A 13,451-nucleotide genomic window follows, 5' to 3' on the forward strand; every position below is an offset into this window, starting at 1 on the left:
TACGTCTTCTCCACCTTCACGCTCGATGAATCCAAAACCTTTGTCTGCATTAAACCATTTTACTTTACCTTGTTCCATAATTGTTGCCTCCTAGTATGGATACCCACACATGTGTTACTACCCTTGCTCAAATACCTTAGACGAAAAACAAAATTTATTCTTAATCTCAAACCGAACAAAAATAGGTCATTCTTAGATTAACATAATTTCAAAAAAATAGCAAATTTTAAAAAAATTCCTTATGGTAACTAGCCACTAATAGTGATTGCTGGAGAAAAAGTCACTATGATAGTCATCACAGCAAGAAGTTGCCAAAGGATCTCGACAATATCATTGGTTTGATTTTTTTCAGACATTCAACAACTGATAAAATTAGCTATTTTCGAGTTAAATTTTACTTCTGATAACGATAATTATATGAACACGAAAGTCCTCCAGCTAAACAATCCGGAGAACTTTTAATAGTTTTCCAAGTTATCTTCCAAATACACTCAATCCTAAATAAATCAAACTATAACTAATTAAAGCACTTGCAAGCATCAAACCTATTTTTAATAATTTGTCTTTTATATTAGGCTTTACTTCACTTACAGGTTTTCCCTCTATAAAATCAACTATTTGACGATAAGTTTTTAAATTATGCTCTTTTTTTATGTTTTCAACTTGCTGTAATGAAAACATAAGCAACATCGTAAGTACCAAAGGTATTATAAGGCCATAATAACCAAAAAAGTAAAATACAGGTGCGGTAGAAATAGGAATTATAATCATTAATGCTAACATGATATAACTCCACTTAAAGAAAGTTGATTTTTGAAGTTCTTCTTTCATGATCTTTACATCTCCTTTAACTAAATTATCCAGGGAGACATTAAAGAGAATACTCATCATTAGTAAATTATGAATATCTGGATAGTTTCTTTCATTTTCCCAGTTAGAAATAGATTGTCTGGAAACATGAATTTTTGCTGCTAACTCCTCTTGGGACATATTATCCCCTTTACGAAAATAATGTATCTGTTTACCAATGTTCATTTATACATCTCCCTTAAGTTTGAGGTTAAATTAAAGGCTAATTAAAGACTACCAAACTTCTTTATAATAACGTGATTTTAAGGTGTAAAAATGTTTTATCATGCTATTTCCCCCTGTTTTTGGGTGTGAGTGCTGGCTCGTCGTGTGGGGGCGAAACCCCACATAGCGTTGATTCCATATAGAAAAAGAAGAATACCTTGAACGGAAAAACTGGCGGTTCGGCTGGTACAATTGCTGATCCAAGTCGAGCAACTTAATCCCGTTTTTGGTCTGTTCGGCTTGGCGAAAGCTAAAAACCAGCCGAAAAAAGTTCCGCAAGGACAGAAAAAAAAAGAAAAGGCTATAGCCTTTAGGTGAGGAATAACGAACCGACTTTTCTTTTTCTGAAGGTGGAGATTTTTGAGCGTTATTTGCTCAAAAATACTACCTGTTCCTTGCGGAACTTTTAGCCTTTAATAATAGTGATAATAGAGAGCATCTACAAAAAACGTGTGAATCCCTTGATATGACTGGGTTGAATACACTTTTCAGGGTGTGACGAAAACGTCACACTTTTAAGTCTTTTTGTGACGTTTTCGTCACACCTAAAAAAATACAATTAAGTAAAAAAAGAGGATAACTTGCTTTGAAATACATATAAAAAAGACTATATCAAATTGATATAGTCTAAAAAAATCTAGCTGGTAATTTTACCTTTTTACCATTTTGATCTTTAAGATTTTTCAAAGAATATTGAAACAATCTCATCGTTAATTTATCAAGTTTCACTTCATTTTTTCGAGGTGCACAAATCATTATATAAGGATTTACCACCCATGTTCTAGGACTTACAGTGCGACCATTTTCAATAATTTGTCCAGCACCTTCTGGATTAAGTAAAATTTCTTTTTTCTTTAATGAATTCATAACCAAAGAAGTTTTTTCTCTTGATTTCCCTATCATTTCAGCAATTTCAGAAACAGTTGCTGCTTTTGGTAACTCATAATCTTCCTCAGCACTCTTTCGTTTTCTTTTAAATTTATCATCTCTACAAATAATAACATTACTTCTAAACTCCAAATAAGCTTGAATTCTAAATAAAAAACTTTCCTCTGCTTGAGTTAAATAACCAATATTATTCAACAAATCTAAATTTCTGTGCATTACTTGATTAAATGGCTCTCCAGCAAATGGATCTTTATTAGTTCCAACATAATGGTCTTCTCCAGTTAATTCTTTTAACTGTTGTAAAAGAGATTTTTTTAGTTCCTCAGCTTGGTCTCTTTGTTTTCCATCTTTCTCAAAATCTCTTTTTCTAGCATTTCTATCAGCTTGATTTAAAGCTTGTCCCAATTCTTCATTCATTGTTAATTCCTCCTCTAAATTAAGGGAATCAACAAAAACACCTATTTTTTGCTATTTGATTATAAAACAAATTATGATAATCTATAATCAGATAAATGAAGTCTAGGTATTTTCGTAGAATACCCTATAAAAAGAGTCATGTTCCAGCATGGCTCTTTTTTTTCATTCTATCACGTTTTCAATAACCTTGAAGATAAAAACAAAGTTTCCCTATTTTTTTACCGTTCCCTATCAAAATCTCGATGTCTGCTTATTTCTCTCTTATGTTCACGTTCAAATTGATTATCTACTCCCTTGCTATCCAATTCATTTTTAACAATCCCTCTAAACACCTTAAATTGTTCTTTTAAAACTTTTTTCGTTTGTACATACAAAACTCTTATATTCGTCTGCAAAACCTTTATATGAGCTTTTAATGAGCTAATTTCTATATTTAATACACCAACTTCTTTTTGTAACTTACTTTTTTCTTGTTTCAACGTTCGATTTTCTTTCATCCATCCCTCTGCATGCGCTTTTAAACTCTCATTCTCTTTCACAAAATCTGTTTTTTTCAAACGCTCATAATCCTTTTTAATAGTAACCGCTGCATTCACTTGCTTTGTTAATTCTTGATATTGTTCTGGTGATAACACATAATTTCTTGTCTGTTTCTTCGTGATTTCAGCTTTTCCAAACATTTTATCCTGTACTTCTACTACTACTTCTTTACGTAAAAATGGAATTTTAACAGGTTCATTGGGTACTTGATCCGTAACACTATCTAATTCTTTTTGCATTTGTTTTACTCTTTTTTCTAACTCTACATGACGCTGGTCAATTAGCTGTAGCTTTTCACTTTCACTCTCTACTTCTTGTTTCACTATCTCTAATTCTTTGTACTTATCAACGACATCACTTTCCAAACTCTTTTTCGCTATTTGTAATTCGTTTGTTTTCTCTTCAACGTTTTTTAAATGATGGTCAATCGTTTGTAACTGCATTTCTTTTTCTTGTACTTGATTCTCAACAATTGATTTTGTTTCTGCATATTCTTTGTATTGACGGACTTTCATGTATTTATGTGAACCTACATTGGCACGTTCAAAATTCGGAATCTGTTCTTTCGCTAATTGTTCAATATAGGCCGTTTCTAATTCTCTCCAATGTGCAATTAACTTTCTTCCCGTTCCTTCTACACCTTGTTGCTGCAAAGCTCTATCCATTCCGACACGCCTCGTTAATCCTCGACTACTTTCGAAATTCGGTACATAGTTAATATGTAAATGTGGATTGGCTTCATCATCATGTAAAACCATGTTATAAACTACTAGATTTGGATTTCGCTCTTGAAACGACTCAGCATAGCGCTTCAGTGCTTCTTTTTTCGCCTCTCTATACATTGGGTCGTCTTTACCTTCCCCAATCGCTACAACGAGTTCTCGTTGCTCATGCGTCTTATCGTCTTTATGTATTTTGTCATAGTAATCATCAATCTTACGGTCATTCCGTTTTTGTTTCTCATTATACTTGTCCAACGCTTTTTGAAAGATATCCTTGTATACACTTCGGATGTCCTTTTGAACAAAGTAAATATTCTCCTCTGACCTGGATAGATCTATACCAGGATTTCCATGAATGTTTTCTCTGTTATTGTGGCTCAATGAACTTTGGTGAGATTGATTAAATGAGATAGACCCTAACATAAAATGCCACCACTTTTCCTAGATTAATTGATACCATAAGTCTAGCAAAGCGACGAAATGGAGTCAATTAGAGTAACCCTATACTTATTTTGACGCGCGCATCAAAATCGATAGGGGTCTGCGACGCTCTTCGGCTTTGCCGAGCCACGTGCTACGTGGCAAAACAAAACCTTGGGCTTTTGCCCAAACCCACTGGGGAAATCTTCCCCAGACCCCATTTAAAAAACTCCCCCAACCCCCTCATTTTTGAGGGGGCTCCCTCGCCGGTAGGCAGGGTCAAACGGGTACCGTTTGACAACCACAAGAGGGTCTTGGGATAGGTTAGTCTGTCAACTCCTTAATGCTCCCTACGGTCCGCTTACCGTTGACAGACACTGTATTTTTTCGTTTGTTTATTTTTCAGTAAATATCTTAAAAAAGTAAGATATAACATAGCCATTACAAAGTAAATTAATAGATAATATATAGAAAATGTTTCAATATTTTTATTTATAATTATATGTAAGGAAAATAAAGCTAAAGGTACTGCGATTGTTGCACTTTTGGTAAAATATATCATTTTTCGAAAATACTCTAAAATATTTTTATCCCATAAAATATTTTTATTACACAAAATCCATATATTACTAATAATAAAAGCAAGTAAAAATGGTAAATTAGAAGATACATTCATTTCACCAAATAATATAGGTACTGAAAGAGCCCCAAATGCTCCTACAGAAAAAACCGTATAGTATTTCACTACTTTATTATTTTCTGTAAAATTGTTCTTATGTTCTTCTAATGCATTCATAACATTTTTTTCAGGTAAACAAACTTCTTTTATGTTACTTTTATCATCGATACTTATTTTTTTTTTGAAATTTTCATTCCCCTTTATCAATTCATCAAGTGTTACTTTATACAACTCACTAAGTAAAATTAAGTTATCGATGTCAGGATAACTTTTATCATTTTCCCATTTATAAACAGCTTGCCTAGTCACACCAATTTTTTGAGCTACATCTTCCTGTGAAAAACTTTCTAATTCACGAAACTTTTTTAATTGCTGACCTAAACTCATCACATTCACCCCTTTACAAGAATCATTGCATATAAAACAGTAATAAATAAAGAAACCATTAGTCCAAGACATGTAAACCAATGGTTTGCATGTCTTATCTTTCAATTTAGATCAAGGACCAATATATGATTTTTACTATTTTTTCAGTTAAACTGTTGGAAAGAAAACCCCATATATAATTGTTCCATCCAGACTAATTTATATTCAACTAAAATAATATTATCAAAAAAAAAAATAGAAAGAGAATCCCAGGGATATAGGACTCTCTTTCTATTTTTGTGAAAGTAAACTTTTAAATATTTGTTTACATTAGAAATTGAAATATATTATATATATACTGAAATCATGAAATTAAGATATAGTATATACACAGATACAATTATTAATTTTGTTCACCAATATTCCGTCTAAGTAAACCAGGGTGAAAATTTAGTTTATAGAATATATAGGAAATAACAATGTTTTATCTGTATGATTTTTTATGAGGAGGAAACATTTTTGTCTTTATATAAACAATTATCAGATGCTCTTTTAGTAGGTTTTTTTATAGAAATTAATAAAAACATAGCAAAAGGAATTCTTTCAACAGCTATGTATCAAGAAATAGATCTCATTAAAACTGAAATGAAAAAACGAAACATTTCAGAAATAGATTCACAAAAGATTTATCAAGAATATATACAATCTGGATGTTTTTGCCCATCCCCCGAAAAAGGGGATTAAGACAAAATATTCCAAATTAGACTTAGATTAAACTTTAAAATATGCATTTCAAATCTTCTACAATTGAATTAACATGTTTTAAATATAGATAAGTTGTATTTTTGAAATGAAAATACAATTGTTAGATTTTCAGTTATTTGTTAGAAAAATATAAGGAATACGAGTTTTTTATGATAAAATTAGATTGAAAATGGAAGTGGGTTCAAGTTGTTGTTTGAATGAACTGTACACCAAAAAACCAATTCCATTACACGGGAATTGGTTTTTTGGTTTTGGGTGTGTTTCGTTAGCATAATTATTGACAGCCTAAGAGAGATTTGTCTCTTTATTGTTTAGTATAACTAAAATAAAAAGAAAATTCAAAATAAAATAATGAATTTTTACATATTTTCAAATCAATACGCAAAAATGTAAATATATAGGTTATAATAAGTGTTGAAACACTCTCCTATGTTTCGAGTGATTGTAGCTGTTATCTGTTTTTTGGTGCGAAATCTGTAGATAGATTTTGCACTTTTTTATTTGTGGTTTTATAGGATTAGTATAATTTTTGGCTTATTATATTAGGACTAATGACAGGATAGCGAGGTTTTATCTAGATTAAACATACTTATAAGTGCGCCTATAGAATGAAAGTAAACCTTTAGATAGAAGTTTACTTTCAATTTTCATCAAAAAAAATAAAAGATGATTTCACATTTATCATCTTTTATCCTTAAAAATAACAAAAAATTATTTTATTTCATCTAACTTATTCATTTTTCTAAGTAACTTAGTTTTTGTTATATCTCTAGAAATAATAAATAAAACTAAGTTAACCAAAATTAAAATTACATCTATACAAATAACCCAAAAATCACTTTTTATAAAAGAATTAGTCAAAACCAATATTAATAAGCTAATTCCTGAAATTAATCTTACTTTGTTTTGTTCTATTTTCAACATAAAACCATCTCCTTTTAACAATATTATACTATTCTTAATCTTATTAATGTGTATATTAAATTATATATATCTAATAAAAAAACGAAAGTAAACTTTTCATTATTAGTTTACATTCATTTCCCCTTAAACATTGACTTAACACCAATTCCCCTGATATCCTCAAAATACATAACAAAAGTATACATTCAAAACACTATAAGTAAAGAAGATATTGAATCATAAATCAATATCTTCTTTACTTTCAAAAGGACCTGCTCAATTAATACGTAAAAACATAAAGTAAAGTGAATCCGTTAAAATACATGAGTGACCCCGTGTTTGATCCTCTTATCTGAAGGAGGAAGTATTATGGGATTTGGTGGTAGTTGTGGTAGTTGTGGAGGCGGCGGCTTTGCTGGAGGATTTGCTTTATTAGTTGTATTATTTATTTTATTAATCATAGTTGGAGCTTCTTGTTTCTGCTAAAAAAACTATCAGAAAGGACACTCTTATAAGAGTGTCCTTTCTTTATTGGCAAAAAAAACCAATATATATTCTCTACACAACCAAAGTTACCATAACACCACTTATCAGCAGTCCATGTATCTCAAAATCTATAAAAAAATCCCTTCAGATCTTCCTTCTAAAGGGATTTTTCATTCACATAATCTATATTATCAGTAATTTTTATTTATCTACTTTAAAATACTCTGGATGTTCTGCTTTCATAGATAAAATGTTACCACACTCCGTGCAAACATCAGCAATCACTCTTGAAAATTGATTAAAAAGGTTATTCGTACTAATAAGTCTTAAACATGCTTGGGCATTTAATGAATTTTGCCCGATTTCTCTAGAACCACAATTAGGACATTTCTTATTCATTTTCAATTCCTTCTTCCTAAGATTTAGTTCACATAAAATCCAATTATTAGTAGTATCCCAAAAAGCTCAGAGTTCTCATATAATTCTAAGCTTTACTTTTGTATTCATTTTCCTATATTTTTTAGAAGTGACAAGAGATAATTAATCAAATTTCAAAAGATTATTTCCAAAACTCATACCATTTCTTATCTTTACTTGCTGCAATCATCTTCTTAACTTCCTGGACTTCCCTTATTGTTTGCATGAGCATTTCATCGCGTTTCTGGTTCTTCGCTACGTCTTCACTAGTATTCGTCGCTATAAGCGTTTGGGATTCCTGTATCGTTTGTATAGCGCTCAATAACTCTGATTCTCTTTGTGCGAATCGCTGGTCTTGTTTGACTAAACGTTTGCTTAATTCTTGTAGTAATTCATTTTGCTTTTCAATGACCTCGTTTTGATCTTGAAGCATCGTCTGTAGCGTTGTAGCGTTGAAATCCGGTTCTTCATAGCGCTCAATTTCGTGTCGCTCTAATGGCAATACCTCAACGCCTTGATGCCATGATACTATTTGTTTTGTGGCGTTTTCTAATGTCATGTCTGTGTCGTTCTTTAGATTGATAACCTTACGAAACACCATTACATCACTTTCTCTATACTTCCTATGCCCACGTTCATTCTTTATGAAAGTATAACCCTCTTTTTCTAGTACATCAGCATACTTACGTAATGTACTAGATTGGATACCTAATTGCTCTGCCACGTCGCCAGGACTATATAACGTCTTCATAGCGTCTCACCTCAAAAATATATTCGCTATAGCAATGATATACCCTTTTTCCTAATAATTCACGTATCACTTGTTTCAAATTCTTAACTCCCATAATCTTTACATAGATAATTTGTATAGTTCATATTACAGACCCAATCTTAGGAACACATATAAATTTTAAAATTGAATACTCATTACATCTGGATACCAGCATCAAAATCTTTTTTATTTATACAAGATTTTATACAAAAAAAGAATAGCAAGGATCCTTCGGATCCCCGCTATATCAGCCATGTATAAAATCATGCATATCAATTTTACTAGAAAAGAAAAAAGAACCCCATCAAAACAAGGGTTCTATCAAAATATTTACTACCGATAATAGGACGTTATGTTAACCAAGCATGTATAGAATATACAATCAAAAAAACACCGCACATCACTTTTTAAGAATGGTATAATAAGGAAAATGACTGGGGTGAAAAGCTAATGGAAGACTCTATGTTTGTGTTTCGAGTTATTTTCAATGCACTAACATCATTCTTTTCCAACGGGGTCTGGGTCGTTTTGTTCTTCTTCTTGTTAAATAAAACGTATGAAAACAAAACTTTCAGAACAGCATCGAGTATTATTACTGTTGTTGTCTTAGTATTTTATTTGTTTTATTGCATTCGGAATAGCATGTAATGCCTTTCTTTGAATAAGGTAGGGAAATCCCCCAGTATCCAAGACTAAATTTTACCCATACACCATCTTTTTGATGTAGCTCTTGAAGATAAAAACTATTTAATTTTCAAGGAACAGTTATTAACTTAAAACTTATTATACGAGGAGGGTGTATCATGAAAAAAATATGCTTTGTATTAATTGTCGACGCTGGTATAAATTATGGTTCAATATTTTCTCTACCATTTTTAAGGAATCAGGATGATTTGAAGGAATATTTTTCTAAGTATTATGATGTTTCAATTAATTATATTAGGGATAAAAACTCAGTTGACTATTTGGTAGTTCCCAAACCGTGTCCACCTTTTGATAATGAAAATAATCTTCCAATAATTGAAGTACCAGCAATCTTATTTATGGAAAAGAATTTTGAAAAAATAAAGACTTATATAGACAATTATTTTTCTAATAACTCATAAAGAAAATAAAAGTACAGTAAAAAGAAGTCCGATAAAAAACGAGTGGCGTAGAATATTTCTATTAATCATTCGTTTTTTATTATATTTACATATATTTTTTAAAAGAGGATTATAGACGTTCTGAAAAAGATTAATTATAACAAGAACAGTGTTCGTACCCCAATAAGAGAGGTTTACTTTACTTCCAATAACGGTAATTATGTAAATAAGCTGTCCAAGTGGACAGCTTATTGTTTTTTTTTTGCTTAGCGTACAAAATTCGCGTTTTGTTGGCGGTACCCCATCGCTATCAAGCTAAGCTTATGCAAAGTCAATTTTAGGCGAGATTGTTTCTTTTTTCTAAAGGCCAAGTGTAGGTGATTCAAAGGTTTGCATACGAAATAAACCCTAACGGGTTTCACTTTTTTGAATTAAGCAGCTTGATTATCAAACAGGGTACAATTGTAAACGACACCTAATATATCAAAGACCGTTTTTTTCTCATATCGATGAGACTTCCGCCCGTTTTGCTGTAGGAGATTGAACAAGCGAAGTAACACCTTTGCTAGCCCTTGGGTGTTTTTTTGTATAGTTTGGAATAGAAGAAGAAAATAGTCTTTAATCATATATATGGCTTTATACTCACTAAGCTCTCGTTTTTTCTTTATGAGGAGCAATTGGCGCATTTGAAACATGATAGAAGAGCAGAGTAGAATGGCAATCAATTGACCATATAAATGGCACTCCAATCGTTCTGGTTTTATCTTTTTACAATGATGAATTTGAAAGAACGACTTCCACGTTTTAAATAAAATTTCGATTTGCCAACGCAAAGAATACCAGTCATGTACCTGTCCCATCGGGACAATATCTGTAGGGGTGTTTGTCATATACACATTGATACTACTGAGTCGTTTACTACGAGGAGAATACTTCATTCCTTTCTTTTTTTCTCTTACAGCTTGATCTTGTAATCGTTTTTGTTGCTGTTGTTTTGTTAATCGGTGAACAATTACACGAGCTGATACTTTATCAATCATACCTACATAAGCATCAGCTATTTCACATGTTTGTCCTGGTTGAAGAGAGTTCATTAACGTCTCCATATCTATCTGTATATACTCTGTACCTTTCTTAATTCTTCCATCTTGAAAATAATCAGGGTTAGGATTTTTTTGATAAATACGTGTATTCGACTTAATACGAGAGATATAGTAGGCCTCTTGATCTTGTATATATTGAAGGTCTTTTAAATGAAAATAACCTAAATCTCGGATACATAAATCCTTCGCCGTCAAAGTTGGGGCACACAGAGAGCCGTAAGTGCGATCATGTTGTTTACCTGGACCTGTATGAATATGTAGGAACTGTCCACTTAACAAATCATACTCAAGTTGAATTTTTATTCCAGCTGTATGGCTGCATCCTCCTGCACCTGGATAAACCGATGAAAATACATCTGGGAGTTGAAATGCAGTTGAATCTAAAATACGAATACGCTTGAAAACAGAAGTGTATGGACAAGAAATTGGTATAGATGCAGCCAATTTTTTGCTTAGTAGTTCGGCTAGTAGGCGTTGTAAAAGTTGGACGGCCGCCTTATTAAATCGTTGATTCAGTCCCTCAGGACTGATGAGTACTTCTGTTGATGATTCTAAACAGCTAGATAACTGGGTTAAAGAAGTCATAGCTACATTTTGGCTCACCCATACACATAAAGCTACTAAATCTTTTGCTTGGTACTTACTGGTTCTTTGTACAAAACCAACATCTCTAGCAAGATCCCGTAAGGTATTTGGCGATAAAAAACTTCGAATCTCTTGAGCCAATAGTTGTAATTCGTCAGACACAGAAACAGACATAAAAAACGCCATCCTTTCCTATGATTCTACTGAAAGAATAGCGTATTTTTTCATTTTAAGGAAATTTAGTTTTGTTAGCTTAATAGCGATGGGGCGGGACCCCTTTAATCATTTAGGGCAAATTTCTTACTTTGATTTGTTGCTTTTGCAGTTGCGATATATACCCCGATTAATACAAATATCATTCCGATTATTTCTTTCCAGCTCATGATTGAACCATAGAATACTACGGAAATTAAAGTTGTAATGATAGGAGTCAGGTTGAGATAGATACTAGCTTTACTCGCCCCTATTTGCTTCACACCTTTATTGAAAATAATATATCCAACTAGAGTACCGCATACAACCATATAAAACATTTCTAACCAGCTTTGTTCAGACATATTTGATACCGCATCCCAACCACCTTCAAATAATGAAGTAATTGCTAGAAAAAAAGAACCTATAACAGTCATGATTGTTGTAGCAAATAATGGTGAAACATCTTTCATGACAGCTTTACCAACTAGACCATATATTACACCGCATGCTAGAGCTGCTATAAATAATAAATCCCCCACATTAAATGCTAATGAGAGTAGCATATCAAGTGAACCTTTGGTAATAACGATAATAACACCGACTAAAGATAAAACTAAACTGATTCCGACTTTACTGTTCCATTTTTCATTTAAAAAGAGGATGGAGCCTAGTGTAACAAAGATTGGCATTGTTGCAATGATTAATGAACCATTTATCGCGGATGTATAATGAACGCCTAAAAAGAAAAGTGCGTTATATCCGAAAATACCAGTTAACGAAACGAGTAATAAGCCCTTCCATCTTTTCTTTAAAGATCCCATATCCCATTCTGATTTTACTGTTAGATAAATCATAAGGATAACACCTGCTATACCAAAACGAAGAGTAGCAGCTACAAGAGGTGGAATTTCTGTTACCACATGTTCAGCTGTTGAAAATGAACCACCCCAAAACAAAGGAACCAATAGCATTAAAAAGTAAATTTTGTTTGAATAGCTTTGATTTTGCATCATTTATCCTCCTATTTGTTGAATGTGTAAATCATGAGTTTACAAGTTCAAACTTATAAACGCGTTATATAAAAAATTAATATCCTGATTCAATAGCAGATACTAATTCTTTCATATAAATTAAAAAATTGCTGGTTGTCAAAGAGTAATATACTTCTTTTCCGTGTTTATTTGGTCTAACCAATTCTGCCTGCTTTAATATTTTTAGATGATGGGATACTGCAGGTCTTGAAATTGACATTTGTTCTGTTATTTGAGTTACATTTAAACTATCGGTTTTAAGTAAAATCATGATAATTTGTTGTCGATTTACATCACCCAATGCTTGAAAAATGGGAGTCGTCAAACTAAATTGTTCTAAAATGTTTTCTCTGTTTTTACATTCGTAATTTTCCATATTTCGCATCCTTTTAATTAATATATTTAAAATGGTACCATCAACGTAGGGTAAATGAGGTTAGTTTGCTGATGCTATCCTAACTATTTGTATTTATAAGTATATCATCTTTTACAGTTATAGTTGGTAAATATAGGGATTAAAATTAAAGAATTTCTTTTGCTTCTATTAGGGGTCCTGCCGCATGTCTATCAAGTTACTATTTTGAAGTATCCCAAAACGAAAATTTTATATCACTACAACAGTTACTTATGAGAATTCAGGTCGTTTTTTTCGTTTTGGGGAGCAACCAATTTCTTGACTTGATAGCGATGTGGCGGTACCCCATAATGCTAAAATTATGATTTCTAACGTCTTCTTTTTCATTAAAAGTTAAGCACCCCAAATCCCCTTAAAAAAGTTGTATTCGGAATATTGTAACAAAATCAAAAAAAGACCCTACAAGAGGGTCTTTCATCAGCTAATATTAAGCTATTTGAACATTAGTAGCTTGTGCGCCACGTTGTCCTTGTTCTACTCCAAACGTTACACGTTGTCCTTCGTCTAAAGATTTGAAACCGTCGATTTGGATAGCTGAGAAATGTACGAATACGTCTTCTCCACCTTCACGCTCGATGAATCCAAAAC

15 protein-coding genes and 1 pseudogene are annotated in these 13,451 nt (G+C 32.1%); 4 read left to right on the forward strand and 12 right to left on the reverse strand.

Annotated elements, in window-relative coordinates:
- The 5 genes and pseudogenes from ABH957_RS29170 to ABH957_RS29190 all read right to left on the reverse strand — a co-directional run.
- A partial coding sequence (locus tag ABH957_RS29170; RefSeq protein WP_139212047.1) for a cold-shock protein occupies positions 1-78 on the reverse strand: 78 nt, incomplete at its 3' end.
- 396 nt (positions 79-474) lie between these two features.
- Positions 475-1,035: a helix-turn-helix domain-containing protein gene (locus ABH957_RS29175; protein ID WP_404512882.1), complete on the reverse strand. Its 561-nt coding sequence runs from the start codon at positions 1,033-1,035 to the stop codon at positions 475-477.
- A gap of 666 nt (positions 1,036-1,701) precedes the next feature.
- Positions 1,702-2,379: a Rep protein gene (locus tag ABH957_RS29180; RefSeq protein ID WP_087997005.1), complete on the reverse strand. Its 678-nt coding sequence runs from the start codon at positions 2,377-2,379 to the stop codon at positions 1,702-1,704.
- A 218-nt stretch (positions 2,380-2,597) separates the two neighbouring features.
- Positions 2,598-4,064, reverse strand: a complete 1,467-nt coding sequence (locus ABH957_RS29185) for a plasmid recombination protein (RefSeq protein ID WP_404512884.1) — start codon at positions 4,062-4,064, stop codon at positions 2,598-2,600.
- An 832-nt stretch (positions 4,065-4,896) separates the two neighbouring features.
- Positions 4,897-5,127 (reverse strand): annotated as a pseudogene (locus ABH957_RS29190) (helix-turn-helix domain-containing protein); the annotation flags it as partial.
- A 498-nt stretch (positions 5,128-5,625) separates the two neighbouring features.
- Here ABH957_RS29190 and ABH957_RS29195 point away from each other — a divergent pair.
- The gene (locus ABH957_RS29195; protein WP_090835671.1) at positions 5,626-5,850 is read left to right on the forward strand and encodes a hypothetical protein; all 225 of its coding nucleotides are present in this window, start codon (positions 5,626-5,628) and stop codon (positions 5,848-5,850) included.
- Between the two features lie 732 nt (positions 5,851-6,582).
- On the opposite strand, the gene ABH957_RS29200 is transcribed toward ABH957_RS29195, so the two are convergent.
- On the reverse strand, positions 6,583-6,795 hold the full coding sequence (locus tag ABH957_RS29200; RefSeq protein WP_060752062.1) for a hypothetical protein: 213 nt from the start codon (positions 6,793-6,795) through the stop codon (positions 6,583-6,585).
- Between the two features lie 348 nt (positions 6,796-7,143).
- On the opposite strand from ABH957_RS29200, the gene ABH957_RS29205 reads away from it, so the two are divergent.
- Positions 7,144-7,260 (forward strand): YjcZ family sporulation protein, encoded by a 117-nt coding sequence (locus ABH957_RS29205; RefSeq protein ID WP_002069235.1) that lies wholly within the window; start codon positions 7,144-7,146, stop codon positions 7,258-7,260.
- Between the two features lie 201 nt (positions 7,261-7,461).
- Here the strand turns inward: ABH957_RS29205 and ABH957_RS29210 are convergent, their stop codons facing one another.
- Positions 7,462-7,659, reverse strand: a complete 198-nt coding sequence (locus ABH957_RS29210; RefSeq protein ID WP_404512886.1) for a hypothetical protein — start codon at positions 7,657-7,659, stop codon at positions 7,462-7,464.
- A 160-nt stretch (positions 7,660-7,819) separates the two neighbouring features.
- Positions 7,820-8,428, reverse strand: a complete 609-nt coding sequence (locus tag ABH957_RS29215) for a DUF3967 domain-containing protein (protein ID WP_404512888.1) — start codon at positions 8,426-8,428, stop codon at positions 7,820-7,822.
- 471 nt (positions 8,429-8,899) lie between these two features.
- Here ABH957_RS29215 and ABH957_RS29220 point away from each other — a divergent pair, with 471 nt between their 5' ends.
- Positions 8,900-9,097: a hypothetical protein gene (locus ABH957_RS29220; protein WP_149692972.1), complete on the forward strand. Its 198-nt coding sequence runs from the start codon at positions 8,900-8,902 to the stop codon at positions 9,095-9,097.
- 155 nt (positions 9,098-9,252) lie between these two features.
- A complete protein-coding gene (locus tag ABH957_RS29225; RefSeq protein WP_000717615.1) occupies positions 9,253-9,555 on the forward strand; it encodes a hypothetical protein in 303 nt (100 codons plus the stop codon).
- Positions 9,556-9,965: 410 nt separating this feature from the next.
- Here ABH957_RS29225 and ABH957_RS29230 read toward each other — a convergent pair whose 3' ends face one another.
- The 4 genes from ABH957_RS29230 to ABH957_RS29245 form a co-directional block, all read right to left on the reverse strand.
- The gene (locus ABH957_RS29230; protein WP_404512890.1) at positions 9,966-11,396 is read right to left on the reverse strand and encodes an IS4 family transposase; all 1,431 of its coding nucleotides are present in this window, start codon (positions 11,394-11,396) and stop codon (positions 9,966-9,968) included.
- Between the two features lie 104 nt (positions 11,397-11,500).
- The gene (locus ABH957_RS29235) at positions 11,501-12,427 is read right to left on the reverse strand and encodes a DMT family transporter (protein WP_404458123.1); all 927 of its coding nucleotides are present in this window, start codon (positions 12,425-12,427) and stop codon (positions 11,501-11,503) included.
- Positions 12,428-12,503: 76 nt separating this feature from the next.
- Entirely contained in the window at positions 12,504-12,824 is a 321-nt protein-coding gene (locus tag ABH957_RS29240; RefSeq protein ID WP_098636681.1) for an ArsR/SmtB family transcription factor, read from the reverse strand.
- A 466-nt stretch (positions 12,825-13,290) separates the two neighbouring features.
- Positions 13,291-13,451, reverse strand: a 161-nt coding sequence (locus ABH957_RS29245; RefSeq protein ID WP_016362199.1) for a cold-shock protein, incomplete at its 5' end; no start/stop codon positions are given.

This window comes from Bacillus sp. RC242, from assembly GCF_044908245.1.
Taxonomy (GTDB): domain Bacteria; phylum Bacillota; class Bacilli; order Bacillales; family Bacillaceae_G; genus Bacillus_A; species Bacillus_A mycoides.